Source organism: Ferruginibacter profundus (assembly GCF_054783275.1).
On the sequence record NZ_BAAGQW010000001.1, the window covers coordinates 414,666 to 441,416 of the forward strand.

The 26,751-nt window shown below is 39.9% G+C and carries 28 protein-coding genes; 13 read left to right on the forward strand and 15 right to left on the reverse strand.

All coding sequences use genetic code 11. From position 1 onward, the window contains the following. Positions 1-57: 57 nt before the first annotated feature. From ACYVM0_RS01590 to ACYVM0_RS01620, 7 genes are all read right to left on the reverse strand, one after another. Positions 58-1,035: an SRPBCC family protein gene (locus tag ACYVM0_RS01590; RefSeq protein WP_460551452.1), complete on the reverse strand. Its 978-nt coding sequence runs from the start codon at positions 1,033-1,035 to the stop codon at positions 58-60. A gap of 28 nt (positions 1,036-1,063) precedes the next feature. Beyond that, on the reverse strand, positions 1,064-1,780 hold the full coding sequence (locus ACYVM0_RS01595) for a metallophosphoesterase (protein WP_460551455.1): 717 nt from the start codon (positions 1,778-1,780) through the stop codon (positions 1,064-1,066). Continuing rightward, a complete protein-coding gene (locus tag ACYVM0_RS01600; protein ID WP_460551458.1) occupies positions 1,758-2,273 on the reverse strand; it encodes a hypothetical protein in 516 nt (171 codons plus the stop codon). The genes ACYVM0_RS01595 and ACYVM0_RS01600 overlap by 23 nt, the downstream gene beginning before the upstream one ends. Next, positions 2,270-2,779, reverse strand: coding sequence for a hypothetical protein (locus tag ACYVM0_RS01605; protein WP_460551461.1), 510 nt, complete (start codon positions 2,777-2,779; stop codon positions 2,270-2,272). Before ACYVM0_RS01605 ends, ACYVM0_RS01600 begins: the two co-directional genes overlap by 4 nt. A gap of 21 nt (positions 2,780-2,800) precedes the next feature. Then, positions 2,801-3,409, reverse strand: coding sequence for a DUF1684 domain-containing protein (locus tag ACYVM0_RS01610; protein ID WP_460551464.1), 609 nt, complete (start codon positions 3,407-3,409; stop codon positions 2,801-2,803). A gap of 85 nt (positions 3,410-3,494) precedes the next feature. Further along, complete coding sequence (locus tag ACYVM0_RS01615) at positions 3,495-4,253, reverse strand: spheroidene monooxygenase (RefSeq protein WP_460551466.1); 759 nt, start codon at positions 4,251-4,253, stop codon at positions 3,495-3,497. A gap of 171 nt (positions 4,254-4,424) precedes the next feature. Further along, positions 4,425-4,841: a nucleoside-diphosphate kinase gene (locus ACYVM0_RS01620; RefSeq protein ID WP_460551469.1), complete on the reverse strand. Its 417-nt coding sequence runs from the start codon at positions 4,839-4,841 to the stop codon at positions 4,425-4,427. Positions 4,842-5,013: 172 nt separating this feature from the next. Between ACYVM0_RS01620 and ACYVM0_RS01625 the strand changes: the two genes are divergently transcribed. After that, positions 5,014-6,033: a DHH family phosphoesterase gene (locus ACYVM0_RS01625; protein ID WP_460551472.1), complete on the forward strand. Its 1,020-nt coding sequence runs from the start codon at positions 5,014-5,016 to the stop codon at positions 6,031-6,033. A 21-nt stretch (positions 6,034-6,054) separates the two neighbouring features. Continuing rightward, on the forward strand, positions 6,055-7,131 hold the full coding sequence (locus tag ACYVM0_RS01630; protein WP_460551474.1) for an FKBP-type peptidyl-prolyl cis-trans isomerase: 1,077 nt from the start codon (positions 6,055-6,057) through the stop codon (positions 7,129-7,131). A 36-nt stretch (positions 7,132-7,167) separates the two neighbouring features. Here the strand turns inward: ACYVM0_RS01630 and folP are convergent, their stop codons facing one another. Further along, the gene (gene folP, locus ACYVM0_RS01635; protein ID WP_460551477.1) at positions 7,168-7,992 is read right to left on the reverse strand and encodes a dihydropteroate synthase; all 825 of its coding nucleotides are present in this window, start codon (positions 7,990-7,992) and stop codon (positions 7,168-7,170) included. A gap of 58 nt (positions 7,993-8,050) precedes the next feature. Between folP and ACYVM0_RS01640 the strand changes: the two genes are divergently transcribed. The 6 genes from ACYVM0_RS01640 to ACYVM0_RS01665 all read left to right on the forward strand — a co-directional run bounded on the left by ACYVM0_RS01640 (position 8,051) and on the right by ACYVM0_RS01665 (position 13,960). Then, complete coding sequence (locus tag ACYVM0_RS01640; RefSeq protein ID WP_460551480.1) at positions 8,051-9,148, forward strand: FKBP-type peptidyl-prolyl cis-trans isomerase; 1,098 nt, start codon at positions 8,051-8,053, stop codon at positions 9,146-9,148. After that, complete coding sequence (locus ACYVM0_RS01645; protein WP_460551483.1) at positions 9,148-9,699, forward strand: DUF1599 domain-containing protein; 552 nt, start codon at positions 9,148-9,150, stop codon at positions 9,697-9,699. Before ACYVM0_RS01640 ends, ACYVM0_RS01645 begins: the two co-directional genes overlap by 1 nt. Before the next feature lie 102 nt (positions 9,700-9,801). Beyond that, positions 9,802-10,950 (forward strand): DoxX family protein, encoded by a 1,149-nt coding sequence (locus ACYVM0_RS01650; RefSeq protein WP_460551486.1) that lies wholly within the window; start codon positions 9,802-9,804, stop codon positions 10,948-10,950. A gap of 132 nt (positions 10,951-11,082) precedes the next feature. After that, positions 11,083-12,129 carry an ABC transporter permease gene (locus ACYVM0_RS01655; RefSeq protein ID WP_460551489.1) on the forward strand — a complete coding sequence of 349 codons (1,047 nt, stop codon included), beginning with the start codon at positions 11,083-11,085 and terminating at the stop codon, positions 12,127-12,129. A gap of 123 nt (positions 12,130-12,252) precedes the next feature. After that, the gene (locus ACYVM0_RS01660) at positions 12,253-13,107 is read left to right on the forward strand and encodes a hypothetical protein (protein ID WP_460551492.1); all 855 of its coding nucleotides are present in this window, start codon (positions 12,253-12,255) and stop codon (positions 13,105-13,107) included. A 46-nt stretch (positions 13,108-13,153) separates the two neighbouring features. Further along, positions 13,154-13,960, forward strand: a complete 807-nt coding sequence (locus ACYVM0_RS01665) for an alpha/beta hydrolase (RefSeq protein ID WP_460551495.1) — start codon at positions 13,154-13,156, stop codon at positions 13,958-13,960. 10 nt (positions 13,961-13,970) lie between these two features. Here ACYVM0_RS01665 and ACYVM0_RS01670 read toward each other — a convergent pair whose 3' ends face one another. Beyond that, positions 13,971-15,572: a cation:proton antiporter gene (locus ACYVM0_RS01670; protein WP_460551498.1), complete on the reverse strand. Its 1,602-nt coding sequence runs from the start codon at positions 15,570-15,572 to the stop codon at positions 13,971-13,973. Between the two features lie 240 nt (positions 15,573-15,812). Here ACYVM0_RS01670 and ACYVM0_RS01675 point away from each other — a divergent pair, with 240 nt between their 5' ends. From ACYVM0_RS01675 to ACYVM0_RS01685, 3 genes are read left to right on the forward strand one after another with little or no spacing between them, the layout of a single operon-like run. Beyond that, positions 15,813-16,274 carry a PA2169 family four-helix-bundle protein gene (locus ACYVM0_RS01675; RefSeq protein WP_460551501.1) on the forward strand — a complete coding sequence of 154 codons (462 nt, stop codon included), beginning with the start codon at positions 15,813-15,815 and terminating at the stop codon, positions 16,272-16,274. A 22-nt stretch (positions 16,275-16,296) separates the two neighbouring features. After that, positions 16,297-16,755, forward strand: a complete 459-nt coding sequence (locus tag ACYVM0_RS01680; protein ID WP_460551504.1) for a hypothetical protein — start codon at positions 16,297-16,299, stop codon at positions 16,753-16,755. A gap of 31 nt (positions 16,756-16,786) precedes the next feature. Further along, complete coding sequence (locus ACYVM0_RS01685; RefSeq protein ID WP_460551507.1) at positions 16,787-17,413, forward strand: energy transducer TonB; 627 nt, start codon at positions 16,787-16,789, stop codon at positions 17,411-17,413. Between the two features lie 77 nt (positions 17,414-17,490). Here the strand turns inward: ACYVM0_RS01685 and ACYVM0_RS01690 are convergent, their stop codons facing one another. Together ACYVM0_RS01690 and ACYVM0_RS01695 are read right to left on the reverse strand one after the other, a co-directional pair. After that, positions 17,491-18,045, reverse strand: a complete 555-nt coding sequence (locus ACYVM0_RS01690; protein ID WP_460551510.1) for a hypothetical protein — start codon at positions 18,043-18,045, stop codon at positions 17,491-17,493. Positions 18,046-18,204: 159 nt separating this feature from the next. Then, positions 18,205-19,056 (reverse strand): dienelactone hydrolase family protein, encoded by an 852-nt coding sequence (locus ACYVM0_RS01695; protein ID WP_460551512.1) that lies wholly within the window; start codon positions 19,054-19,056, stop codon positions 18,205-18,207. A gap of 163 nt (positions 19,057-19,219) precedes the next feature. Here ACYVM0_RS01695 and ACYVM0_RS01700 point away from each other — a divergent pair, with 163 nt between their 5' ends. Further along, the gene (locus ACYVM0_RS01700) at positions 19,220-20,836 is read left to right on the forward strand and encodes a M1 family metallopeptidase (RefSeq protein WP_460551515.1); all 1,617 of its coding nucleotides are present in this window, start codon (positions 19,220-19,222) and stop codon (positions 20,834-20,836) included. Positions 20,837-20,913: 77 nt separating this feature from the next. Here ACYVM0_RS01700 and ACYVM0_RS01705 read toward each other — a convergent pair whose 3' ends face one another. The 3 genes from ACYVM0_RS01705 to ACYVM0_RS01715 all read right to left on the reverse strand — a co-directional run bounded on the left by ACYVM0_RS01705 (position 20,914) and on the right by ACYVM0_RS01715 (position 24,920). Further along, positions 20,914-21,297, reverse strand: coding sequence for a hypothetical protein (locus ACYVM0_RS01705; RefSeq protein ID WP_460551518.1), 384 nt, complete (start codon positions 21,295-21,297; stop codon positions 20,914-20,916). A gap of 69 nt (positions 21,298-21,366) precedes the next feature. Next, a complete protein-coding gene (locus ACYVM0_RS01710) occupies positions 21,367-24,186 on the reverse strand; it encodes a T9SS type A sorting domain-containing protein (RefSeq protein ID WP_460551521.1) in 2,820 nt (939 codons plus the stop codon). A gap of 296 nt (positions 24,187-24,482) precedes the next feature. Continuing rightward, positions 24,483-24,920, reverse strand: a complete 438-nt coding sequence (locus tag ACYVM0_RS01715; RefSeq protein WP_460551524.1) for a c-type cytochrome — start codon at positions 24,918-24,920, stop codon at positions 24,483-24,485. Positions 24,921-25,160: 240 nt separating this feature from the next. Between ACYVM0_RS01715 and ACYVM0_RS01720 the strand changes: the two genes are divergently transcribed. Beyond that, positions 25,161-26,204 carry a guanosine monophosphate reductase gene (locus ACYVM0_RS01720; protein ID WP_460551527.1) on the forward strand — a complete coding sequence of 348 codons (1,044 nt, stop codon included), beginning with the start codon at positions 25,161-25,163 and terminating at the stop codon, positions 26,202-26,204. Positions 26,205-26,217: 13 nt separating this feature from the next. Here ACYVM0_RS01720 and ACYVM0_RS01725 read toward each other — a convergent pair whose 3' ends face one another. Next, entirely contained in the window at positions 26,218-26,733 is a 516-nt protein-coding gene (locus ACYVM0_RS01725) for a hypothetical protein (protein ID WP_460551530.1), read from the reverse strand. Positions 26,734-26,751 lie beyond the last annotated feature (18 nt).

The following is a 26,751-nucleotide window of genomic DNA, read 5'->3' on the forward strand; positions in this document are numbered from 1 at the left end:
ACCAGGTACAGTGAAATTATATTCCGATACATTTCCTGCATAAAGATCTTAATAAGGTTATAATTTTGCAGCTCTTGCCTTTATCAGGTTCAATTCTTCATGCAATATATCACTCATCAAATAATCGGCCCAGATGCCTGCATACCAATTGAATGGTGTGTTAATAAAAAAGCGGCTGGATAAGGATAAACGGGAACTGCCATCAGGCAATTGCTCCAGTGTATAAACGTCCTGCAATATGTCCACATGTTTGCCCCCGATCACAATATGTTCGTCCATTACCGTAGGCGGTATTTTAAGCGGATCTGTTTTAATATCGAGTACCAGTAATTTTTCCGGTTCGCATTTGCGGATCGTTTCGGTAAAGTACAAACCCTTTTCATAATATGCCATTCTTGTACCACCAACCGCAAGTGTATCTAAAGTTGTACGCAGGTGAGAAGGAAAACCCAGCATCACCGAAAATGAAGTGTGTCTTTCTGCAGCAGCTATTTCGTTGATGGAACCCAATGCTTTCCACACAGCCGCAGGTGAAGCTTTAATTACAACCGATTTTGTGATCACCATTTCTTTTTTGCTTAAAGACCGGTCGCCTTCCACAATACCAAATACAAAAGGAAAAAGTATGAGTACCGAAATTTTTAAAGTATCCGGTTTTGTCCAGTCGTCGTAATTTTCAAGATCTTCTATATCTGATTTACGTTTTCTCCTGCCATAGGCAATCAATCCGCCTAAACCGGCAAAAATTGCAAAGATGGGGAATATCATGATCCAGCAAATGCTGCCTTCAATATCCAGGGAAATGGTAACCACCAGAATAACAAGACTGGTGAGCCAGGGCAGAAAAAAAGCTGCTGACTGGCTGGAGGCTTTACCTTTTGGTAATAGTATGATGGTAAGATAACCCACAACAAATGGGGAAAGTATCAGCAGGCCAATACTCATAATGCCCGTAATCTCCCCAAAAAAACCAAATAGTAAACGTATGGTAAGCGCATAAACGGTAGCGATAGTAATGGAAATAACGGGCCGCATAATTTGAAAATTTAGTTTTAAAAAAAGTTTACAACAGGGTGTTATTATTTACCTGTACAAATATCATGTCTCTGGCGCAATTGAACCTTACGGGTAATGTATCACCTAAGCCTTTACTGATAAAATAAGCACAGCCGGCAATAGTTGTTTTAAGTATATTCCACTTATAAAATAATTTACCGGGGTAAAGCCCTTTGGGTGTTTGCCACAAAACAAACTGGCCGCCATGCAAATGCCCTGCAAAAACCAAATGGTAATTATGGGCAAAGTCTTTTATGTTAACAGGTTTGTGTAAACATAAAATTGAAAAATCGGCATTGCTTTTTTTAGTACAGGGCTGGTTGCCATCAATTTGTATGGTATGATTGTTCCATTTAAAAAGCATGGTATCTTTTTCAATCCAGTGTACAGCATTGGCAACCATAATTTCCTGCAGGTAACTAAGCCCGAAATAATAATCGTGGTTGCCGGCTATGGCAAAAATATTGTTGCAATGCCCAAACGATTGCAACAGCATGTTTAAATATACCAAACCTTTTTTACTATCCACATAATCGCCACCCAAAAGAATAATATCCGGCTGTAATTTATTTACGGCAGCAATTATTTTTTGAGTAACAGGCCCGCTGAATTTGTTGAAATGAAGATCGGAAAGATAGAGTACGGTGAAGTTTACAGCACTGGAGCCGTGGTATTGCTCATGACGAATGATGAAGGAATGGTTATAACCGGTTTCTAATATCATTTTTATACCAGGTTAAAATGGCAAGGCTTCCGATATGCCAGTTTTTAAAGGGTGCTTTTAAATTCAGTACACCGGCAAGCATAAAAATACTGATGGGGATAACTGTTGCCATGCAGGTTAAAATTCCGGTAGCATAACTCAGCTGAATACTTTTTAGCAGCGGTTGTTTTACATTATCAATCAACAAGGGGAATAAGAATAAAAAATGTACCTCAAAAAAATAAAATACCAGTATTGCCAACGGCAGCAAAAAAATATTGATGTGCCATAATGAAATAGCTGCTGCAAAAAATGCCAGTACACAAACACTATATTTTAAAACCCCGTACCACCCGAAATGTATAGCGCTGTTAAAGCTTGTAGTGGCATTCAATTGGTCAGCCATCCATTTTGCTCCCGATGTAAATATATGAATGCTTACCGGCGTATCCACATAAGCCGGATTTTTATCCAGGTAAATTTTGCTTTGTTCCAGTAATTGCCTGTACTTCATTTGTAATAAATAAAATGAAACCATGCCAGCCATGCAATACCATTGCCAAAAACCAACATCCTGTGATAAATGGTTTCCTTTCTGCCGCACCTTTTAATATGAAAAACAAATTCATCATAACAAATGGCAGCTACCGTATAAATAAGCACTGCTATAATCGGGATAAGAAAGTGGGCCGGTTTTGCACTTAGCATTGCCATCCACATAATAATAAACATCGGGAGTCCGCCAAGGCCCAATGCCTTTGCTTCTGCATCTCTTTCTTTTTTAGGAATTTTTAATTGTAAAGGGTCACGGTGAAACTGCCAGTCCAACACACCTCCAATGGTGGCAATGCAGCCGCAGCATGCGATCACAAAAAACTGCCAGGGTAAAAAAGGAAATTGGGTGCCGATGCTGAGAGCCGGATCTTTTCTGAATAAAAAAATGAGTACACCAAAAAGGATGGCAGGCGCAAACAATAATACCAGTGAAAGATAATGCCTGAAAGTTTTTTGGTATTGCATGTAAAAAATTGCCGGTTAATTTTAATGTGCTCCCGGTTTGGCAAAAGTTTTTTCGCCCGCTTTAACAGCAACGGGTAAATAATTTTCTGCCGGGGGGATAGGGCAGTTGTAGCCTGTGGTGTAAGCGCAATAAGGATTGTAAGCTTTATTGAAATCTATGGTTACCGTATTGTTCTTAATGTCGGTGGTTAAAATATCAATATAGCGGCCACTGCCATAAGTTGCTTCACCTGTTGTAATATCAGTAAAAGGAATAAATAAATAATCTTTGTACTGCGGATCTTGCCTTAATGACCTGGATTGGTACACCGTTAACTGCAATGCTGTATCATGCAGTTTGAAAATTAATTTACCGTAACGAAAATAATCTTTTTGAGGAATGGTTTTGCCCGAAGTGTTCATTCTTACAACACTGCTGTCTGTTGATCTCTGAAAGCGGCATTGTACCAAAAATTTCTTATCGGCAGGAAAGAAGCGGAAGAATTTTTTATCATTTTCTTTTACCACTTCATGTGTTGCAGCATATTTTTTTTGATAAGCAATGATTGAATCAGTATAGGCATTTCTTTTTTGTGCAGTGCATGAAATAATAATACAGAAAAGCAGTACGGTGCTATAAAAGAGTTTCATTGCGTTACAGTATTTTTTTAGTATCATTACAGTGATATTTTCTGATAATGACCGTTTATAGGAAGCCAGCTGTATTCGTTCAAAATTACACTATTCCTTTCAACGGATTAGTGCCGTTAACGGTGCCTACGCAACCTGTAATTTTAAAACGTACAAACATATCTTCACTGTACCAGTCTTCTTTACGGGTTTTTTGTATTACTTCCTGGTGCTCTTTACTTTGATAGGCAAATGCTTTCATGGATGCCTTACTATCCCAGATGCTGAAGGTGGCTTGTTTTATCCACGGAATTTCGCCAATGCCATAGGAAGTGATAAAGCCATTGGCGCCGGCCATAGTGGAAGCCACTCCGTTTACATTTTTCCAGAATGCTTTAAGCCGGGACAGGCGGATGGTTGCCCTTGTGAGTATGGCGATCTGCCCCTCATAATCAGATTTATTGGGCAGGTCGCCAAATACCTGTTTCCCATCCCATAAACCGTGCCCTTCAATTGAATCGAGCAGGTAAGTGATGGTTTCGCAATTAAACAAACCTATCCAGCCACTGATAAACGGCCCGTACAGTTTACGTAGTAACAGGTCTGGTTTATAATGCTTTAATTGTACTTCTTTAAATCTTATGTTAGATACAGAGAGTATGGCCCATTGCTGAAAATCGGGCTTTTTATCAAATGTGCCGTTTTTGCCACTGCCCATTAATTTCCAAAAGCGGCTTCTTTTATTAAACCATAAAGGAAAACGAAAAAACACCATGGCCAGAAAGGCAAAAAATACAAAGCGTTTGCGGTACCTGATTATTGTGAGTGTGGTTGTCATATCAATTACAAATGCAATATACTTCAAACTTTTACGTTATTAATAAGTATACACTGATTTTACCCTGATCTTAGTTTGTTTGTGCTTTTAGTTAAGAAACAGCCCCCTGATTTTTCGGGGGGCTTTTCATGTAGCACAAACAAAAGCATTAAAAAGCCGTTGAATATTCAACGGCCGGTATCTTAATTAAGGAAGGTATTAAAATTGCTCCAGTTTGCTGAAAAAGAAGTCGCCTTCAATCCTTGCATTCTCGTCGCTATCACTGCCATGGATGGCGTTTTCGCCAATAGAAGCCGCATATAGTTTACGGATGGTACCTTCTTCTGCATTAGCAGGATTGGTTGCACCTATCAGCTTACGGAAATCTTCTACTGCATTGTCCTTTTCTAAAATGGCAGCGGTAATAGGGCCACGGCTCATAAACTCCACTAATTCGCCATAAAAAGGCCTTTCTGCATGTACTGCATAAAACTCACCTGCTTTTGCTGCGCTAAGGTGTGTTGTTTTCATAGCAACAATTCTAAAACCGGCTGCATTTATCATTTGTAAAATTGCCCCTGTATTTCCTTTGGCAGTTGCATCAGGCTTGATCATTGTGAATGTTCTGTTACTCATTGGTTCGTTTTTTTAGGCCGCAAAGATAGGAAAGGATTGCAGATTTTTGATTCAGGATTTATGATTTATGTGGAGTTTGTGTTAATATTACAGGATAGCGGGCTCAAAAAAATCCAAAATCTAAAATCAGAAATCAAAAATCAGCTATTTCCCCTACTTTTGCGCCTCATTTATGCAGCCCATACAAGATATATTCCCGTTGCTTGGCCAACCTAAAAAAGTAGTGATCACCACTCACCAGAAACCTGATGCGGATGCGATGGGTTCATCTTTAGCCTTGTACCATTTTTTAAATCAGTTCGGCCACCAGGTAACCGTGGTATCGCCTACCAACTGGGCCACTTTTTTAAGCTGGATGCCGGGCAGCAAGAGTGTGCTGGATTTTGAATCGCCTAACGAAAAAGCCAATACAGCCATTGCAGAGGCCGACTGGATATTCTGCCTTGATTTTAATACCCTCAGCCGTACCAAAAGAATGGAGGAGAAATTAATGGCGGCCAAAGCACAGCGCATACTGATCGATCATCACCGGGAGCCACAAACAGAAGTATTTGCCTATGGCATCAGCGATACCGGAAAAAGTTCTACCTGCGAAATGATCTACGATTTTATTATGGCTTCGGGTAATGAAGATAAAATAACAGCAGAGATTGCTGAATGTATCTATGCCGGCACCATGACAGATACAGGTTCTTTTCGTTTTCCTTCTACCACGGCCAGTGTACATAAAATGGTGGCACACCTTAAAGACAGGGGATTGGAACACAGCCATGTGCATGAAGAATTATTTGATAATTTTTTGGAGAACCGTTTCAGGTTTATCGGCAATGTATTGCTGAACAGGATGGAAATATTTTATGAATACAATACCGCATTGATCGCCATACCGCAAACCGACCTGGTAAAATACGATATGCGTACAGGAGATACAGAAGGTATCGTTAACTACCCGTTAAGTATCAAAGGGATTAAATTGGCCGCTGTAATAATAGACAGGGGAGAAGAACGTAAAAGTTCTTTCCGCAGCAAGGGAGGCTTTGATGTAAATACTTTTGCAAGAAAATATTTTAACGGCGGCGGGCATTTTAATGCTGCCGGTGGTTTTAATAAAGAGCCGCTAGAAGAAGTAGTGGCAAAATTTAAACAGGCTATGAAAGAGAATGTAGCCCAATTAAGTAGTTATCAATTTTAAAAAACATAATACCATTAAACAATGAAACAATTTCTTAATGCAGCGGTTATTTGCGTTATAGCATTAGCGTCGTGTACAACACCGTTTAAAAAAAATAAAGACGGTTCTGAGTATAAAATAATCAGTGTTACAAAAGGAGCCAAATTACTTACCGGCAATTTTATGGAGCTGAATGTATTGGCCAAATATAAAGATGCCAGCATTGATACTGTTTTGTTCAGTACCATTGAAGAAGGAATGCCGCAGTATGGTTTGTATGATACCGCAAATTTTCCGATGCCTTTTAAAGAAGTATTTAAAAATATTCACGTAGGAGATAGTATTGTATTAAGAATACCAACTGACAGCATATTGGCAAAAAGCCAGGCCCAACCCGGCCAAACGCCTCCTGCTTACATGAAAAAAGGACAGTTTATTTACCAGTATTATACCATCACCAATTCTTATACAACCAAAGAACAGGTAGACAGCGCACAAAAAACGCACATGAAAGTAGCGAGGGAAAGAGGTTACAAAAAACAATTGGAACAGGTAGAAAAAATGATCGGTGAAAGCAAGGCGGATATTGAAAAAGATGACAAGGTAATTGAAGAGTATCTTGCTAAAAACAACATTAAAGCCACTAAAACCAAATGGGGTACTTATATAGCTGTACAAAATGAAGGTACCGGCGAAAAGATCACCACTTCAGAAACTGCATCTATTAACTACACCGGTAAAACATTCGACAGCAGCAAAGTTTTTGATTCTAATACCGATCCTAAATTTAAACATATTGGTGCGTACGATGTAAACATGGGGCAATTAAGCGGACTTATTTTAGGTTGGTTTGATGCCATTGCACAAATGAAAAAAGGCACTAAAGCTACTGTATATATTCCTTCGGCTTTAGGTTATGGTAAAGAAGGCAGGGGGCCGGATATTAAACCAGGCGATATTTTAGTTTTTGATATGGAAGTGGTTGATGTAATGAACGAAGAAGCATTGCAGGCAAAACAACAGGCTATGCAAAAACAACAAATGGAAGCACAGCAAAAAATGATGGACAGTATTCAGAAAGCGCAGAAGAACACTGCTGCACCTGCTCCTAAAAAATAATACCAGCAATTGAAATATTGAAAAGCGCCCTGGTTATCAGGGCGCTTTTTTGTATGCATTAAAAAGTGTGATGGCTTCCATAGCTTCCTTTACATCATGCACCCTCAGTACCGACGCTCCGTTCATCAATGCGATTGTATTTAAAACAGTAGTGCCGTTAAGGGCTTCAGCAGCGGTAACACCTAATGTTTTGTAGATAGTACCTTTCCTGGAAATACCCGCCAGCACAGGCAGGTTTAACTGTTGTAAAACGGCCATCTTTTTTAATAAAGAAAAATTGTGTGCAGCGGTTTTACCAAAACCAAAACCGGGATCAATAATAATATCGTTGATGCCTTCTTTTTTACACTGCTGTATTTTAGCAATAAAAAAATCAAGTACTTCTTTGGTCAAATCATTGTATTGAGGATCTTTTTGCATGCTTTCCGGTGTGCCTTGCATATGCATACACACATAAGGTACACGCAGGCCTGCAACGGTGGCCAGCATTTGAGTATCCATATTGCCTGCGCTGATATCATTAACAATAGCTGCACCTGCCTGCACTGCTGCACGGGCAACCGTACTGCTGTAGGTATCAATGGAAATGATGGCCTCCGGAAATTTTTCGCTGATGACGGCTATTACCGGAGCAACCCTGTTCAATTCTTCTGCTGCGGTAATTCTTTCGCTGCCGGGTTTGGTGCTTTGTCCGCCAATATCAAGAATGGCAGCACCATCGGCAAGCATTTTAGCTGCCAGTGCAATCATATCCTCGTTAATATTGCCTTTGTAAAACGAATCGGGCGTAGCATTAATAATACCCATAACCACAGGCGAATCCAGCATTAATAATTTACCCTTACAGTTTAATGTGAACATTGGCGTAATTCAATTATTTTTGATATTTATAACAGATATACAAACTTCAAAAAATTAAATGACAAAAGCGCTCTTTTTTTTACTGTTTACCGGCATATCAGTAAATACCCTTGCACAATCTAATCCGGATACAACAGTTTACCAAAGGGCTTCAGACGGTTCTGAATATAAAATTTTTGCTTCGGGCAAAACAGAAAAACTGGTGAACGGAAATTATATGGAACTGAGTGTGATTGCTACCTACAGGGATAGTGTGTTATTCAGCACTTATGAAGATGCAATGCCGCAATACGGTTTGTATGATACATCAACTTTTCCAACTCCGTTTAAAGAAATATTTCTTAACATCAATAACGGAGATAGTGTTGTTTTAAAAGTGGCTGCAGATAGTATCATGTCCAAAGGCCAGGCGGCACCCTTTATGCAAAAAGGTACCTACATTTACCAGCATTACAGAATTGTAAATGTATATACTACCAAAGAACAGGTAGACAGTGCACAGAATAGCCATGCCGCTGAAGCTAAGTTAAAAGCAGAACAAAAGCAACAGCAGATGATGCAGCAAATGCTTGATCAGAACAAAGAACTGATTGCCAAAGACAGTAAGACCATTGAAACCTACCTTACACAGAATAAACTGAAGGCAATAAAAGCAAAGCTGGGTACTTATATCGTTATCACAAAAGAAGGCACAGGGCCAAAGCTGGCGCAGGGGTACCAGGCTGCGGTAAATTATACAGGCCGGTCATTCAGTAACAAAAAAGTATTTGATTCCAATACCGATCCTAAATTTAAACATGTAGAGCCTTACATGGTGGAGATGAGCCCAGCGGCAAATGTTATTTTGGGATGGACAGATGCATTGGCAGAAATGCAGAAGGGCACAAGGGCAACAATATATGTTCCTTCTACATTAGGTTTTGGCAGTACCGGCAGAATGCCGGATATCAGTCCTGATGAAATACTGGTATTTGATATGGAAGTGAAGGATGCCATGACGATTGAAGAGGCCATTGCAAAAGCTGAAGAAGCAGCAAAAAAAGTATCTGCACCGGCAAAAGCAGCTACGCCTGAAAAACCAAAACCGGTAGTGAAATCAAAAACCGTTAAACCAGTTTCTAAATCAAAACCTGCAACTAAAAAGACAGGAAAATAATGAGTAATACCAATCAGCAATACGATAGCGCAGTACAGGGCTGCAGGGAAATATTTTTAAAGAAGACCAAAGACTATGGTACTTCATGGAGAGTGTACAGGATCATTTCTGTTGCCGACCAGATCTATATCAAGGCAAAACGCATTCGCACTATACAGGAAAAAGGCGAACAGAAAATTGGCGATGATATCATCAGCGAATTTAAAGGCATCCTGAATTATGGAATCATTGGTTTGATACAACTGGATATTAAAGATGATGAGCTGGAAGAGTTGCCCGTTGAAACAGTGGCACAACTCTACAATGAAAAAGTTAATACCGCTAAAAAATTAATGCTGGATAAAAACCATGATTACGGTGAAGCTTGGCGGAACATGAGCCAGGAAAGTTTTGTGGACCTGATACTGGCAAAGATATTACGCATCAAACAAATTATTGCCAACAGAGGGCAAACCATCATCAGTGAAGGTATTGATGCTAATTTTTACGACATCATTAATTACGCTGTGTTTGGGTTGATATTGATAGAAGAAACAGTTCATAGTGCATAGTCTTTGCCACGAGAATTAGCACGGATAATACAAATCCTTGAAAATCTGTGGCAAAAATTAAATCTGCCAAACGCAGTATTTTTTTATTAATTAAAATTGAAAATGAAAGTAGCAGTAAACATATCCAGGATTTTAGTGGGCGCATTATTTATCTTCTCCGGCCTGGTAAAAGCAATAGATCCCTTGGGGTTGGCATATAAAATGCAGGAGTTTTTTGAAGTGTGGGCAGCAGACGGTTACTTTAAATCACTAATGGACTGGTTGCATAAATACGCTACGGGTTTTTCAATTTTTATGATTGCCCTGGAAGTGGTATTGGGTGTGGCATTGCTAATCGGATGGCAGAAAAAACTAACCACCTGGTTATTATTATTACTCACTTTGTTCTTTACATTCTTAACCAGCTATGTTTTATTCAGTGGCAAAATAAGAGCCTGCGGTTGTTTTGGCGATTGCATTCCGCTTACGCCCATTCAAACTTTTAGTAAAGATATTATACTTACCATACTCATCATTTGCACCCTTGCGGGACAGAAATATATTCAGCCATTATTTAAAACAATGATTGGATCTGTTATTGTGTTGCTCTCTTTAATCGGGGTGCTATGGTTACAGTTTTATGTGTTAAAACATTTGCCTGTAAAAGATTGCCTGCCTTATAAAAAAGGCAACAATATTTTAGAACTGCGTAAAATGCCAAAGGATGCTATACAGGATAAATACGAGTACAGTTTTATGTACGAAAAAAACGGAGAGAAAAAGGAATTTAAAGTAACTGCATTACCTGATAGTACCTGGAAATTTGTGGAGCGTAAAGAAACACTGATAGTAAAAGGAAAAAATAACACTCCGCTTATTAATGATTTTACTTTTACTACCGAAAGCGGTAATGATACAACTGAAGCCATCCTCAGTCAACCAGGCGAATACTACTTACTGTTTGTAAAAGATTTTAATAAAAGTGAAGATAAATGGTATAATGAGTTTAAAGAGTTTTATGCTAATAAAATACCCCGTGTTTACCTTATTACTGCTGATACCAAAACTGCAAATGAAATATTTAAGGTACCCGGTGACTTTAAACTGGATATATTTTCGTGCGATGGTACTGCCATTAAAACTGCAGCAAGAGTAAACCCGACATTGTTTTTGATGAAAGGCGCTGTGGTACAAAATAAATGGAGCTGGAATGATGCTAAAAATCTGAACCTGGTAAGAAAGACCGCAGATAGTACGATCAGAAACTTGTAATAACCAGGCGCCTGATTGCATTTGCTGAATATTAGTGACTTGAATTGTTATAAAATAGGCATTAAACAATAGTTTATAGAGCCCAAACAGCTGGCATTGTTAATTATCCATTATTTAATTATTCATTAAAGCTTGTTTTACATCCTGAAGAAAATATTTTATTCCCTTCTCGTCCTTCTTGGCGTGGTGTTGCTTGTATTCATCATGTTCCAGGGTTTTGGTGATCCTGCAAGAATGATAGTAGGGCAGAGCGGCGATAAAAAAACGATGGATAATATCCGTAAAGACCTTTATCTCGATCAGCCCAAATGGAAGCAACTTGTTTTATACCTCAACGATGTGTCTCCCGTCTGTGTGCATACACAAGCCGATATTGATAAAAAAGAACTGAAAGGTTTTTTTATTGGTGGCGAAAATAAGGTGGGTTTAAAAATGCCTTACCTGCGCCGCAGCTACCAAACTAAAAAAGCAGTAGGGCAGTTGCTGATGGAAGCCTTGCCCGGCACTTTGTTGCTGGCATTTGCCGCTATGTTATTTGCCACCATCATCGGTATCTTACTGGGAGTAGTAGCCGCAGTTAAGCGTGGCACCTGGCTGGATAGCAGCGCTGTGTTTGCAAGTATTGCCGGTATATCAGCACCATCATTTTTTATGGCCATCATCATTGCGTATTTCTTCGGCGTGGTTTTGCATGATTATACCGGTTTAAACTTAACCGGTAGCTGGTTTGAAATTGATGAAGTGACCGGCGAAAAATATATTACACTTAAGAACCTTATCCTGCCTGCATTTACGCTGGGTATAAGGCCACTGGCTATCATTACTCAACTCACCCGCAGTGCTATGCTGGATGTATTGAACCAGGATTATATCCGCACGGCTTATGCCAAAGGCCTCAGCAAACGAACGGTAATTTTTAAACATGCTTTACGCAACGCACTAAACCCTGTTATTACTGCTATCACCGGCTGGTTTGCAGAATTATTGGCAGGCGCTTTTTTTGTAGAATATATTTTTGGCTGGAAAGGTATTGGCAAAATAACAGTTGATGCCCTGGAGAAATTAGATTACCCTGTTGTAATGGGCTCGGTATTATTAAGTGCCTGTATCTTTATTACTATCAATATTGTAGCAGATCTGTTGTATGGTGTGGTGGACCCGAGGGTGAAGATGCATTGAGGAAAAGTCATTTGTCTGAAGGCAACTCCTTCTCCGTTTGAAAAACTGTGCCGGGTATTAATACTATTTTCAGTAGCTTATTTTATAACTTACCCTGATTGATAAATATGTTAAATTTAAAAAATGAAAACAAAATTCTTCTTTCCCTTTGTACTGTTTTTTTTATGTGGTTGTTCATTTAATAAAACCAATAAAACTGCTTTAACCGGTACGTGGCGCCTCTACGATGTAGCAGCAACCACAGCCCAATCAAAAGAAGAAGATACTTTTGATAAAGATGCCAGGTTAAAGCAAACTGTGAAAGAGGGGCATGTACTTTGCTTTTTTGAAAATGGAACCTATACCGAAATAAAAGGCAAAGAAGATTTCAGATCCGGGAGTTGGGATTTTTCAGGTGAAAATAAATCGATAGCCTTTAAAGATTCGGCTCATCCGGTAAGATCTGTAAAAATAAATATTGAAACCAATGTTAATGGTAAGGAACAATTAGCTGTAACAGACCTGCAACAGAAACTTACTTTAAAGTTTATTAAAGAATCAGAGCCGATGAAAGATCTTGCAAGCGATCCGTTTTATCCTGCAAATAATCAATGGAGAATAAAAGCCAAACAACCGGAAGATTCTGCTCAGCTTACTATCCGCCTGGCTAATTATTTAAAACATATTGCTTTAATTTTGAAAGCTGCACAGGAAAGAAAGCAGGATATCGTCTCTTTTGAATTCTCTCTCGGGCCAATAAAGATCTATAATGGAGGTATAGGTGCTCATCCATATACTATTGTGCCTGAAACATGGAAAAACTGTTTTTACAATGATTCAGATGCGTTAACAGCTTATAGCATGTATGAAGACTATTTAAAAAACGGCCGGTATAAGGGGGCTGGTGTGGGCAACTGGATTGAAGATGATTATAATATTCTGCTTAGTATTTATGCCGATATTGCCCAACACTTACCAGTAAAAAGTATTAAGTCGTAATAAAATACTGTAAAGTTAATTTCTAAAATTGCTTTTAAAAATTGCTATGAAAAAAAGTATTTTAACATTATTGAAAATACTTGCTGCACTTTATATTGCTCTATGCATTCTTTTATACTTCTTCCAGGAAAAACTGATTTTCTTTCCCGTAAAATTAGACCCGCAATACCGGTTTGGTTTTAATCAGCCTTTTAAAGAACTTAACATCACAACAAAAGACAATAAAAAATTAAACGGGCTATTGTTTACAACAGACAGTTCTAAAGGATTGATTTTTTATTTACACGGTAATGCCGGCGCTTTAAATTCCTGGGGCGATGTAGCCAAAACCTATACCGGTTTAAAGTACGACGTTTTTATGCTTGACTACAGGGGCTATGGCAAAAGCGAAGGCAGCATTAACGGGCAGGAACAAATATTTAAAGATGTGCAAACAGCTTATGACAGTATCAAACAGCTATACAAGGAAAATAAGATTATTGTTCTGGGGTATTCAATAGGCACCGGCCCGGCAGCAAAATTAGCATCAGCCAATGATCCACGGTTATTGATTTTACAGGCACCTTACTATAGTTTAACAGATATGATGCAACACAGGTATCCCGGTATTCCTGCTTTTATTTTAAAGTATAAATTTGAAACAGATCAGTACATTGCCGGTTGCAAAATGCCGGTGGTAATTTTTCATGGCGACGCTGATGAAGTTATTTATTATGGCGCTTCACTAAAACTAAAAACAAAATTTAAGCAACAGGATACTTTAATTACGCTTGCAGGGCAGGGGCATAACGGGATAACTGAAAACCCGGACTACGTAACACAATTACAAAAAATACTGGTGCAATACAAATAGCAATATCCTTTTAACCACTATACATTTCCATCTGCAATCTTGTTTCTTCAAGATCCAGCTCACGTTCTATCTTACGTAATACTTCTTCGCTGGCTTCTCCCGACCTGTGCATCTTTTCCAGTGTTTGTCTTTCCATGCCAATAAGGTCAATCTGTAATTTGGTAAATTCGTTAAACACATTACCGGCCAATGTTTTTCCTTTGCCAAAATAATTGGCTGGCAGGTCGGTTCTTTGCAGGCGGTTATATTTTACCTCGTACTTACTTTTAATGTTGTGCAGTAATTCGTCCTGCAGCAGCGACAGGTTTTCTTCAATATGCGTAATGATATTGGTGGCCACCTGTGTGCGTACTTCATATTCCTGTGCCACAGCGGAGTAGGGCTCAATTTTCATTTTACGAATGATCCATGGTAAGGTTAAACCCAATAGCACGAGCGTGGATAATATCACACAAAAAGAAAGATAAATGATAAGGTTGCGATGTGGAAACGCACTGCCATCAGGCAAGGTAAGCGGTAAGGCCAATGCAGCCGCCATCGATACCACACCACGCATGCCCGACCACCCGAATACCACCATGTTGCGTGGATCAAAAGCTTCTTTTTCCCTGATGCGTTTACTTAAAAAGCGGGGTAGTAAAGCAGCAGGAATTACCCATATAAAACGTACGATGATCACCACAAAACTTATTACCAGCCCGTACAGTACCAACGCACTGCCGGGGTAATCACCAATGCCCTGCATTACGCTGCGTAATTGTAAACCAATGAGTACAAATACAAGTCCGTTCAAAATAAATATCACCACCTCCCATACAGAGTAAGCCATAATGCGGCTTTGGTTACTGAATATTTCTCCTGAACGAAAAGAAAGATAGAGGCCCGTGGTAACCACAGCCAGCACACCGGAAAAATGAAATTGCTCGGCCAATAAATAAGACGCAAAGGGAGCTAAAAAAGTAAGTGTTACTTCTATCACCGAATCGCAAACAAATTTTTTGTGAATGATATACATGATATAGCCTATTGCAAGACCAATGGCAATACCGGCTGCTGCCACCATTAAAAAATTAAGTCCTGCCTTCCACAAAATAAAATTGCCTGCGGTAATTGCGGTCAGTGCATATTTGTACGCTACCAGACCACTGGCATCATTTACAAGGCTTTCGCCTTCCAGTATTGTTATCATTCGTGGATTCAATCCTAAACCTTTGGTAACAGAAGTGGCAGCTACCGCATCCGGCGGCGATACAATAGCGCCGATAAGAAATGCAGCAGGCCAGCTGAGGTCATCAATAAGCCAATGCGCTGCCATTGCTACCAGTGCTGTAGTAAAAATAACCAGCCCTATTGCTGCCAGGCTTATAGGCCGCAGGTTGGCTTTAAATTCGTGCCAGCTGGTATTCCATGCAGAGGCATACAACAATGGCGGCAAAAAAATAATGAATACTACTTCGGGGCTTAATGCAATTACCGGCAAACCGGGTATAATGCTGATGCAAACGCCGCCCAATACCAATGCAATAGGTAAAGGGAATTTGTATTTGTTGCTTAATAAACCCAAAAATACAATACCAAATAATAAGAGTATAATGATCGCAATATTTTCCATGATTGTAAAAATAATGAAGTGAATATATTACTGTGCATTTTTTTTGCCACAGCATTTAGATTGCAGACCGAACGTTATTTTACCGGCAATTTTTTTACACAATTTTTATAAAAGGTTACATCATTCACAGATTAGGGCAAATAAATCACCGTAAAGATTTTTTTTACCGGTAAGTCCATTAGATTTATAATCGGTTGTAAGGGTTTAGTCTTGTTTTATATGATCAATAAAAAAATAATTATGGTAAATATCAATCAAAATAACAGCGAGCCTATCTACCATCTTATTGCAATTCTGGAAGATACCAAGAGGGTATACTTAAAAGCAGCAGAAAAAATCAAGGATGAGGTATTATCAGTGTTGCTGGAAAGGTTTGGTTACCAGCGGGGCAGGTATAGTAAAGAATTGCAGCAGCTGCTGCGTCAGTCAGGTGCCAGTTCTTCCATTGATCAGTTTACGCTGAATCTGCTGCACCGAAGCTGGATGCATTTAAAGGCAGCGTTTAAATTCGGGCAGAAAGAAGCGGTGATAGCTGCCTGCATAAAAGGCGAGGAGACTGCACTTGAAAATTATACACTGGCGCTGCAACAACTGCACGGCAATGATGAAGTTACCATGCTGTTGTTGCAACAAGCCAACGGCATTACCACCGTGCTGAATACTATTAAAGAATTTACCGGTAAAACCAGTAACAGTATTTAAGGCATTGCTATAAACTAAGTATATGATTGCTACTATAAATCAAATGTTGCAAAATAAATTGCAAAGCCTGGTATCGTTCCTGGGCCAGGTTAATAAAGGCTTTGATGCCATTGCAGAAGAAATTGATTGCAGCAACCTGAAAACAGCGATGATGGCTGTAGCAGTAGAAAGTAAGCAATACGCAAAAGAAATAAATGACCAGTTGCAGCAATGCAATATTACCGTGCCGGTAGAAGATACAGATCAGCTCTGGCGAAAAATTGAATTGAATATACAGGAGCAGGCCGGTAGTGCAAAGGGCAGTGAGATTGTTGCACTATGCAGTACCTGCGAAACCTATTTCAATAAATTTTACGAAGCTGTGCTGGAAGAAAATCTTCCTGTAAAAAATCTTAAAGCAATAATTACTTTTCAGCTGTATGCTATAGAATGCGCATTTATGAAAATAAGGTTGTTGAATAATTTAAGATTTAATTCCTGATAAATAAATACGCACCACTAAATAAAGAGTTATGATCAATAAAAGTTTTTTTGGGTTGCGCCTGTTAAGCGCTGCTGTTATTCTTGGCACTGCTGTTTTAAGTTGCAATAGTGATGATTACACCAAGAGTGCCTCAACCCCTGTTGACGACACTTCTGCCACAGTAGCAACTGCACCTGCAGCACCGGATACTTCAAAAATGAAAGTGATGGACAGTACTGCTGTAAATAAAACAGGTATGGCAAAACCTAACCCTGCAAAAAAAGGATTGAAGGGAAAAGTAACCGTATTACCTCCGCCTGCAGCAGCGGCCGGGGCAAAAATGGAAGCTGATAACGCCGGCGTATATACGAATACCGAAGTATTTCCATCTTACCCCGGAGGCAATAAAGAATTGCAACGATTTTTCAATAAAAATTTAGAGTATCCTGAAGACGCCAGCATTAATGGCGTGGAAGGAACAGTGGAATTAAGTTTTGTGGTAGATGAAAACGGAAAGCTTACCAGCCCGCAGGTAGTGGGGCAACCATTGGGATATGGCCTGGAAGCAGAAGCATTGCGTGTGGTAAATAAAATGCCCGTATGGAATCCGGGGCAACTGAAAGGTAAAAATGTTAAGACCAGGTTTACATTACCTGTAAAATTTGTACTGGAATAATAGGGTATTCCATTGCTAAAAAAACCGTTCCCAACTTATTGGGGACGGTTTTTTTATAAAGATATTTTGCCCGGAATTTATTTCCCTCTTCTCAGCCACCAGCCCAGCCACAGGCCTGTTACGCCCCATGATATCAAGGCATCTGTAAAGTGTGCCATCAGGTCGAAACTACCGTACCAGATATGCATGGTATAGGGAATATTAAAGAAAACGATCAGCCCCGTTCCCAGGCTTCCTAAAAATATAGTACCGAAAGAAGGCGAAGGTATTTTAACCAGCAGCCAGCAAAGTAACCATACTACCAGTATATCAATCAAAAGGCTGCGTCCCATGTTCACAAACATATGGCTCATGCCGGGCATGCTTTTATGATACACTACCTGTGCCCATGGTTTTCCTTCCATGGCCTTCATTTGTTTTTCCATTTCCTCCCGTGGAGTGTTGGGTGCAAACGCAGGCATCATGTAAGCCCCGTCTTCATTGAATTGCGTGCCCAGGTAAGTCAGTATGCTGTCTTGCTTTGGCGTATATTGCTGCTGCGCCTGGTGAAGATTAAGTGCCCCCCAGGTAAGGAACTGCCATGCAAAAATAATAATGCCACCAACAAGGGCAGCCACGATTGTTTTTTTCATATCAGAAGTTTTAGGTTAAGGCTAACAAAATAAAAAAGAAAATCGGAATTTGGAAATGGAAAATACACATAGTAGTAACACTGCAAATAAAGCAGTACCGGCAGTCACCTTACTGTCAACGGCTGATAGAGGTAGAGCTGTTACACTAATAAATAAAAGTTACTTTAGGTATTTGCCAAAAAAATCAAGCGTTCTTTGCCAGGCTAATTTTGCTGCAGCTTCGTTATAACGGGCAGGAGCGGTATCATTGTGAAAAGCATGGTTAACGCCTTCGTACTGGTAGATCTCGTAGGTAATATTGTTTTTCTTCAGCGCTTCTTCATAGGCGGCTGTACCCGCATTCACTCTTTCATCAAGACCTGCATAATGCAACTGTACAGCGGCCTTTATCTTACTAACCTCTTCTGCTGCAGGTTGTTTGCCATAAAATGCCACAGCCGCTTTTAATGAAGCAACATTAACAGCCAGGTTATTGGCCATGCCGCCACCCCAGCAAAAACCTACACAACCGGTATTACCATTACAATCTTTTCTTGTAGCCAGGTAATCAAATACGTTAATAAAGTTCTTTAAATTATTTTCCGGCTTTAGCTCCTGGAATTTTGTCCTGGCTTCATCTTCGTTGGCAGGCAAAGTGCCCAGTGCAGATAAGGCATTAGGTGCAATGGCTAAATAACCGGCTTTAGCTGCACGCCGGGCCACATCTTCAATATGGGCATTCAGTCCACGGTTTTCGTGAATGATAATAACCGCAGCATATTTTTTTTCTGCTCTGGGCCTTGCCACATAAGCCTGCATAGTACCGGGCACACCCGGGTAAGAAATGGTTTCTGTAAACAGGTCATCCTGGTCAGTAACGGAGGCATTGGCGTAGCTTACTTCAATCAATGGTAATACCGACATTGCAGCAGCAGTACTACCGGTTAGCAATACCAGCTTTTTTATAAATTCGTTACGGCTGAGTGGCTTGTGGGTATATTCGTCGTAAAGGTTTATGATTTCCTGTTTCATACTGCATTTTTTATGCTGTTAAGATACGGGAATTAAATATGCGGTGTTTTCATTTTCCTGATTATTTAAGCACTCTGTCAACAGCTTTAATAACAGGTTTGCCAAAGGTTGGGAATTTAAAACTAATTCGCTAACTTGAAGCACCAACCTTAACTTACTTATTATGCAATACAAACCATCCCTCCGGATCGTATTTCTTTTATTTTTCAGTATTCATTTGCAGGCGCAAAAAATGGATATCAGTTATATGAGTTCAGGTGGTAAGCTCAATCCATTGCAGGCTATTATGGACATCAGGCATTATACACTGGCGCTGGATGTAAATATCGATCAGCAATCTATTGATGGGTATACAGAAATTGACCTGCTGCTGAGCCGTAAAACAGATACACTTTTATTTGACCTGGTACACTTTTTAAAAGTGAAAAAAATAACTGTTAATAATAGCAATACCGGTTTCTTTCAGCAAGGAGATTATATTTTTATTACCAATAACAATGGATTTAATGCAGGTAAACAAAAAATAAAAATTGAATACGGGGGAAAACCTCCCATCGCCGTTCGTCCGCCATGGAAAGGCGGTTTTACTTTTACAAAAGATACCAATGGTAATCCCTGGGTGGCCATTAACTGCCAGCTGGAAGGCGGCAAAGTATATTATCCCTGTAAAGATCATCCCAGTGATGAACCTGATGAAGGAGCGGACCTTATCATTACTGTTCCTGCAGGGCTAACTGTAGCAGGGCCGGGGTTATTGCAATCTGTAAGTAAACCCAAAAACAATAAGCAGACTTTTCATTGGAAAACAAATTATACCATCAGCAACTATTGCATACTTTTTAATATTGCTAAATACAAAATTTACAACAGCACCTATACCACCGTTAATGGTAATAAAGTGCCCATACAGTTTTATGTATTGGAAGCGGATACTGCAAAAGCTGCTCATGTACTGGAAATACGGGCCAGGGACTGCCATATCCTGGAAAAATATTTTGGTGAATATCCATGGATAAAAGAAAAAATGGGCATTGTATATGTACCCAATCCGGGAATGGAACACCAGACAATGATCTCCTATGGTGACAGGTTTACTTATAAAAATGTAAACGGGCAGGATTATTCTGATAATCTTTACCATGAATTTGGCCACGAATGGTGGGCCAATAAAGTGACCAATAAAGATTGGGCGCATATGTGGATACAGGAAGGCATTAATACCTATGCAGAAGCATTATTCTTCAGGGAAGTGGCAGGAGAGCGTGCCTATGATTCCGTGATCAATCGTTTTAAATTAAGTATTGCCAATAAAAAACCGATAGTACAGGGTGATGCAGTAAATACAGCCGATACTTACACCGGTGATATTTATACCAAGGGGGCATTTTTTATGCATACGTTAAGGCATGTGATCGGCGACGAAATATTTTTTCCAACATTAAAAAAACTGGCCACAGATACCAATTATACCTACCATCATTTTGTTACTACTGATGATGTGGAACAACTTTTCAGCAAGGAATCAAAAAAAGAGCTGAAGCCTTTATTTGACTTTTATCTTCGTACAACTGAAAAACTTGATATCGCCATTTCAAGCACCGGCTATAATGAATACATGGTACAGTTTAAAAACCTGCCGATGGAATTGCCGATTGATATTTTAACGGATGCAGGAGCACAACACATGCTGGTGAAAGAAAAAAAGATAAAGATCAAAAGCACATTTCCCCCGGTGATTGATGCTGCAGGATTTTATTTGAAAAGGATCGTGACCGAGTAAGGCTGCAGTATTTTATTCTTCAATAATAGCGATGATCAAAAGTTAACCTGTGTTTGTGATTTAATCATTGTATACAATTAATCAATTGCAATATCTTTTAAAACCTGTAATAATTCGTTTAGCCTTTCATCCTCCAGGTCTTTGATTGTATACTCCTTGTACAATTTTTTGCCATCTCTTAAAGAAACTACAAATGAGTTGCGTATGGCCTGCACGGCAACAAACTTTTGTTCCGGCCGCAGTCCGGGTGCTATCGAACGGGAAAAGATAAGGTCCTGCATAGAGCGTCCCAGCCTGAAAAATTTATCAGTGTCTTTTCTTTTTAATTTGCGGATAAAAATTGTAAAGGGGATAAGCATATCAAAGGCAGGATTGTCATCAATCAGTCCATTGTAAAATTGTACGGTTTCCGTCCAGGAATTACTGAATTGTATTGCGATATCCTCGGGTGTTGCATCCATTTATAGTAGTTAAGGATGCAAATATAAACCTTCTGTAAGGCTTTAAAAGAAGTTTTGCAGCAGGCGCCATTAGTGCAGCAGACGGAATGTTTTTGCCACATTTGTACCCACTATCTGCATTGTGTAAATTCCTTTTGCTGTGGTGGCGGGTAACGGGATGGTCAATTGATTTATGCCCTGCATAATGGTGACATCCTGTAATAATATTTTTTTACCACTCATGTCTGTTACCAGCAGTTGTAGTTTACCTGCAGTAGTGCTGGTTATTTTTATTTCGATAGTATTATTTCTTACAGGATTACTCAGCAACACAATGTCATTCTGCAACGCAGTACTGCTTTTAAATAAAATAGTATTGCTGTAGGTGATGGTGCCGTTGGATGCGATCATTTTAATACGATAATATAATACTGTTGCAATAACAGTATCAATGAAATGGTATTGTGTATTACTGCCGGCATGTATTGTTCCTGTTGTGTTAAAATGGATACCATCACTGCTTCTTTCAATTTCAAACTTATCGCCACTGCTTTGGTTGGCAGTCAGCCATTGCAATTGACTGATATCATTATTACGATTGCCATTAAAGGACAGCAATTTTATGGCAAGCGGTCCGCTGAGTAATCCCATTTTTAAACCATTGCCAAAACTGCTCACCCATATTTCATTTGCATTAAACGGGTTAAAGAAAACCCTTTCCGGCTGGCGGAACGGATAGGCTGTTACCAACGACCAGGTGGGTGTTGCGGCGTTCATATTATTACTCAGCCAAAGGCCCTGTGTTTCGGTAGTAAGATAAGCCTGTGTTAATTGTGCAGGATTAAAAGTAACGGACGTAACCCTGTCGAATTGTGTGCCCGTTAATTTTGTCCATGATGCACCACGGTTGGTGGTTCTGAATAATCCACCCCTGCCATTGGGAGCGCCGCCCCAGCCACTGAATACGCAAACATACCAGGTATTTTGTGTAGGGTCAGCAGGATCGATAATAATATCTTTTGTCCAGTATTGCATATCGGCATGCGAGACATCCGTCCATGAATTGCCAACAGGATCATAAATAAAAACACCGGAGCTTGCTGTAAACGTACCGCCGGCATTTCTTCTGCCCGAGTAGGTACACACCATCTTGCCATCATTCAATACCACAATACTTGCAGGGTGCCCTTCTGTACGTGGAGGGTTGGCTAATTTAGTCCATGCAGAAGCGGCCAGGTTATTTAAATCGTTCGTCATCCATATTCCACCCTGGCCTGCGCCTGCACCATAGTGTATAACGCTGGCGTACATACGATTTATATTGTTAGGGTCTGTGGCCACCCAAAACACGGGGTGGTTAAACAAATGCAGCAATTGCCATGCAGCGCCGTTGTTGGTAGAGTATATTATTTTTCCTCCTGCATCAGCTGCATCTAAAATAGCATCCTGCAATCTTGTACTCTGGTACATATCATGTATGCCCGATGTACCTGCAAACATGGTGCTGTTGCTGCTATGCTTTGCTATGCGGTACATGCTATTGGCGGTATGCCCTGTAAAATCAAAGCTCCACGATGTGCCGCCATTGGTACTCCTGATACCATTGATATCAGAAAATGCGCTGAACATATTATTGGCATCCTGCCAGTACACCTGCCATGAGGTGGTATTTTCTAACCCTATACTTCTGTAGTACTGTTTGGGAGGTGTGGGGGCATTGGCCGGATGTTCATCTGCAGCATTTACATACGCCTGTTGCCAGGTGCTACCGCCATCACTGGTTTTATGTACAAAACCAAAATCGCCAAATAATACTTTATTGGCATTATTGGGTGCAACGCTGATTCCAAAGCAGGTTTCTCCATAGCCCCAGCCCCTGTCGCCACCCTGGCCCGACCAGCCGGTTTTTATATTTTGATTATTGGCAGTTATAAAAACCTTGCTCCATGATGCGCCTGCATTAGTTGTTTTCATAACCAGGTTACCACCTGTATTATCATCACTGCCGCCAAGGTATACGGTATTGATGTCGTTTCTTGCCATGCTCACATACATCACAAAATCGCCGGCGATATTAATGCCTGTCATTTTTGATGTCCATACATTGGTACCGGCATCCAATGCATATACTCCTTTGGCAAAGCCATAATAATCCCATGGAAAAATGCCGTTGTATACATCTGCTGTATTTGCAGTGATGCAAAAAAATCTTGTTACGGCACCCACTTTTGCACCTGCAAAAGAAAAAATGGTTTCGGCAGCGGGCATGCCGGTGGTGGCAAGAAAAGAAAATGAGGTGCCGCCGTTGGAAGAATATAAAATGCCTTCGTTGGTTCCAATATAAATATTGCTGCCATCAAAAAATACACCGGCAATGGTGATGCCTGCTCCGCTGTTGGCGGCATTTTTTATCAAAGAAAAAGTTACCCCGTAATCATTGGAAATATACAGCGCACCGTAATAACCAATAATAACACGGCCGGGGTTATTGTAATCTGCTTTAAACGCATATACATCTTCGCCTGCCAATGGATTGCCGGGTACTGCATTCCAGGTGTTGCCACCATCTACAGTGCGTACAGCATAATTGATGTTGCCATCGTTTGCAATACAGTATGCCGTGTTACTGTTACTGGTAAATTCATAGGTAGAAATATTGCCGGTTTGTAATTTTGTAAATGGTACTTGTGTGTAAGTAGCGCCATAATCTGTACTGTGAAAGAGCTGGCTCATATCACAGGTTACATAAAACTCATTATCATTGGCTGGATTAATAGTGGGGTAAAACATACTGCCACCACCACCAACGCCACGGGGCAGCCAGCTATTCGGCTGCGCCATGGGTTGAAGACTTAACAGGAAAAAGACTAACGACAAAACAGATCTAATGGGGATAGTAGTTCTTGTCATAGATATTGGATAAGGCGGTTGCACATAAACAGGAGCAAATATTTTGCCACATTCCCCTTATTGGCGGCAGTGGTAAAAATAAACCTTCATTATCGTAGTTTTCCCAGGTAGTTTACCTACAGGAAAATACTTAAGCTGGGGAAAAAATGAAAATGTACAGGGCGGGAAGAGAAAAAAATAGCAGGTAAATAAAAATACTTACCTGCTATTGTATAAAATTACGTCGGGCAAAACCAGGAATATGGTGCTTCCTGTAAACCTTGCAACTGAAGTTGCAGCAACATGTTTCTGTTACTTTATTTTTTAGCAAAGCTCCGCAGAAAATTAATCAGGTCACCCGGTATTCTCGTTTTTCCAAAACTTTCTTCATTAATACCTACTTGCCCCGGAAGTCTTTTTTTAAATCCCGGCATTTCCTTGTGACCGAAATAAACTTTATAAAGTAATGCCCCATCGGTCTGGCTTTGAAATTCAGCAGAAGTGAAGTCGGCCGGAGGTATATCCAGGTTGATTGAACGTTTACCACCCCCTTTACCATTTTCTCCATGGCAGGAAATGCAGTAAGACATATACACTTCTTTGCCTGCCATAACAGAGGCTTTATCAGCAGTAACCGGGTTCTTCATGTTCTTATACTTTTCAGGCACTTTCCAGGGGTCTTCGCTATGCCGGGTAAATGCAGGTGCAGTTACTAAAAATATGGTACTACCGAATATTACAATTAAACTTTTCATCTTGCTTTTTATTTAGGGTTAATTAATAAGTGGCCCAAGTTATCAAAGAAGAAAAGCTGTTGTAGTGACTCCTGTCATTGGTAATAATGCCTTGTATCAGTGTACTTTTTTTAAATTGATGCTATTGTCATTTATTAGTAATTTTTTAAAGCTGATGGATGTATTTTACTTTGGTTGAAAACTCTTTTGCAGGTACATTAATGTTTTACTTAACTTACTTATTCTAAAATATTTTTAAGGATGCGTATAGAAAATGATATTAAACTTGGCTTTAAAGATGTAATGATACGTCCCAAACGTTCTACCCTTAAATCACGTGCAGAAGTTTCTTTGGTAAGAAAATTTCATTTCAGGCATAGCGGTAATCAATGGGAGGGGATACCTGTCATTGCTGCCAACATGGATACTGTGGGTACTTTTGAAATGGCCACTGTGCTGGCGCAACACCAGCTTGTTACTGCAGTACATAAACATTATAGTGTAGAGCAATGGAAAACATTTATAGAATCATCTCCTGCAGAAATAATAAACTATATCTGCGTAAGTACTGGAACCACAAAGGCAGATAAGGAAAAATTGCACCAGGTTGTTACAGCCTGTCCCTCGTTACGTTTTATTTGTATCGATGTGGCCAATGGTTACTCCGAACATTTTGTGGGTTTTGTAAAATGGGCAAGAGAAACTTATCCTGATAAAATAATTATTGCCGGCAATGTGGTAACCGGCGAGATGGTGGAAGAATTATTATTGTCCGGTGCAGATATTATTAAAGTAGGCATCGGCCCGGGCTCTGTTTGTACCACACGTGTTAAAACCGGTGTGGGCTACCCGCAGTTATCTGCCATTATTGAATGTGCCGATGCAGCGCATGGCTTAGGCGGACAAATTATTTCTGATGGTGGTTGTAAAGTACCGGGTGATATTGCCAAAGCCTTTGGTGGTGGTGCCGATTTTGTTATGCTGGGTGGTATGCTGGCCGGCCATACAGAAAGTGGCGGCGAATTGGTGGAGGACGAACACGGCAAACAATTCAAATTGTTTTATGGCATGAGCTCAGAAACAGCCATGAATAAATATGCCGGTGGTGTAGCCGAATACAGGGCGTCAGAAGGAAAAACAATTAAGATGCCTTACCGTGGGCCGGTAACAGAAACCATACTGGATATACTAGGTGGTTTACGTTCCACCTGTACTTACGTAGGCGCTTCGTATTTAAAAGAATTGACCAAGCGTACCACATTTATACGGGTGCAGGAACAGCATAATGAATGGTTTGAAGAATAATAAATTCCGGCACTTACAATTCCAGTTTATGAATGGTGCAATAAAAATGGGGGTCGCAGCCCGAGACAAGGCAACCGCCTAAATGAATCTCGCCTTTTTCGGCTTTTTTAATCATTTCCCTGCCGGGCTTGCCATACACTATCCGTACAATCTTATCAACGTGATTATAGGGGCATTTGGGTATGTGGTTTTTGGGATAATTATACCTGCATGGTACTGGGTATGTTGCCGTAAGGTTTATTAACGAGTCTTTGTAAATATATACACTGTCAATGGTTAAGCTATGAGCTGTTGAATAAAATGAAAAAAGTTTCAGGCTGTAATATCCTTCCTCAAGTTCATTGATTTGATAAGTTCCGCTTTCATTTACTGTGAGTCTTTTTACAATCGCCGATTTTCTGTTGACGTATATTTCTAAAGAACAGGGTTTGCTGGTATCTGTAATGGTAACATCAAGTTTTATCTTTCCGGTTTGCGAAAAGGAGAACAGGCTCTGGAACACCAGGCATATGGTAAAACTAAATTTCATTTTTCTTTTGTAATTGTT

What these genes read in the sequence shown, in the direction of transcription:
- ACYVM0_RS01590 (WP_460551452.1), bottom strand. Translation starts at nt 1,035, where the DNA reads ATGCGGCCCGTTATTTCCATTACTATCGCTACCGTTTATGCGCTTACC.
- ACYVM0_RS01600 (WP_460551458.1), bottom strand. Translation starts at nt 2,273, where the DNA reads ATGAAGTACAGGCAATTACTGGAACAAAGCAAAATTTACCTGGATAAA.
- ACYVM0_RS01650 (WP_460551486.1), top strand. Translation starts at nt 9,802, where the DNA reads ATGAAAGTAGCAGTAAACATATCCAGGATTTTAGTGGGCGCATTATTT.
- ACYVM0_RS01670 (WP_460551498.1), bottom strand. Translation starts at nt 15,572, where the DNA reads ATGGAAAATATTGCGATCATTATACTCTTATTATTTGGTATTGTATTT.
- folP (WP_460551477.1), bottom strand. Translation starts at nt 7,992, where the DNA reads ATGTTCACATTAAACTGTAAGGGTAAATTATTAATGCTGGATTCGCCT.
- ACYVM0_RS01665 (WP_460551495.1), top strand. Translation starts at nt 13,154, where the DNA reads ATGAAAAAAAGTATTTTAACATTATTGAAAATACTTGCTGCACTTTAT.
- ACYVM0_RS01715 (WP_460551524.1), bottom strand. Translation starts at nt 24,920, where the DNA reads ATGAAAAGTTTAATTGTAATATTCGGTAGTACCATATTTTTAGTAACT.
- ACYVM0_RS01640 (WP_460551480.1), top strand. Translation starts at nt 8,051, where the DNA reads ATGACAAAAGCGCTCTTTTTTTTACTGTTTACCGGCATATCAGTAAAT.
- ACYVM0_RS01620 (WP_460551469.1), bottom strand. Translation starts at nt 4,841, where the DNA reads ATGAGTAACAGAACATTCACAATGATCAAGCCTGATGCAACTGCCAAA.
- ACYVM0_RS01625 (WP_460551472.1), top strand. Translation starts at nt 5,014, where the DNA reads ATGCAGCCCATACAAGATATATTCCCGTTGCTTGGCCAACCTAAAAAA.
- ACYVM0_RS01705 (WP_460551518.1), bottom strand. Translation starts at nt 21,297, where the DNA reads ATGGATGCAACACCCGAGGATATCGCAATACAATTCAGTAATTCCTGG.
- ACYVM0_RS01695 (WP_460551512.1), bottom strand. Translation starts at nt 19,056, where the DNA reads ATGAAACAGGAAATCATAAACCTTTACGACGAATATACCCACAAGCCA.
- ACYVM0_RS01660 (WP_460551492.1), top strand. Translation starts at nt 12,253, where the DNA reads ATGAAAACAAAATTCTTCTTTCCCTTTGTACTGTTTTTTTTATGTGGT.
- ACYVM0_RS01645 (WP_460551483.1), top strand. Translation starts at nt 9,148, where the DNA reads ATGAGTAATACCAATCAGCAATACGATAGCGCAGTACAGGGCTGCAGG.
- ACYVM0_RS01610 (WP_460551464.1), bottom strand. Translation starts at nt 3,409, where the DNA reads ATGAAACTCTTTTATAGCACCGTACTGCTTTTCTGTATTATTATTTCA.
- ACYVM0_RS01710 (WP_460551521.1), bottom strand. Translation starts at nt 24,186, where the DNA reads ATGACAAGAACTACTATCCCCATTAGATCTGTTTTGTCGTTAGTCTTT.
- ACYVM0_RS01685 (WP_460551507.1), top strand. Translation starts at nt 16,787, where the DNA reads ATGATCAATAAAAGTTTTTTTGGGTTGCGCCTGTTAAGCGCTGCTGTT.
- ACYVM0_RS01605 (WP_460551461.1), bottom strand. Translation starts at nt 2,779, where the DNA reads ATGCAATACCAAAAAACTTTCAGGCATTATCTTTCACTGGTATTATTG.
- ACYVM0_RS01690 (WP_460551510.1), bottom strand. Translation starts at nt 18,045, where the DNA reads ATGAAAAAAACAATCGTGGCTGCCCTTGTTGGTGGCATTATTATTTTT.
- ACYVM0_RS01700 (WP_460551515.1), top strand. Translation starts at nt 19,220, where the DNA reads ATGCAATACAAACCATCCCTCCGGATCGTATTTCTTTTATTTTTCAGT.
- ACYVM0_RS01595 (WP_460551455.1), bottom strand. Translation starts at nt 1,780, where the DNA reads ATGATATTAGAAACCGGTTATAACCATTCCTTCATCATTCGTCATGAG.
- ACYVM0_RS01680 (WP_460551504.1), top strand. Translation starts at nt 16,297, where the DNA reads ATGATTGCTACTATAAATCAAATGTTGCAAAATAAATTGCAAAGCCTG.
- ACYVM0_RS01725 (WP_460551530.1), bottom strand. Translation starts at nt 26,733, where the DNA reads ATGAAATTTAGTTTTACCATATGCCTGGTGTTCCAGAGCCTGTTCTCC.
- ACYVM0_RS01675 (WP_460551501.1), top strand. Translation starts at nt 15,813, where the DNA reads ATGGTAAATATCAATCAAAATAACAGCGAGCCTATCTACCATCTTATT.
- ACYVM0_RS01720 (WP_460551527.1), top strand. Translation starts at nt 25,161, where the DNA reads ATGCGTATAGAAAATGATATTAAACTTGGCTTTAAAGATGTAATGATA.
- ACYVM0_RS01630 (WP_460551474.1), top strand. Translation starts at nt 6,055, where the DNA reads ATGAAACAATTTCTTAATGCAGCGGTTATTTGCGTTATAGCATTAGCG.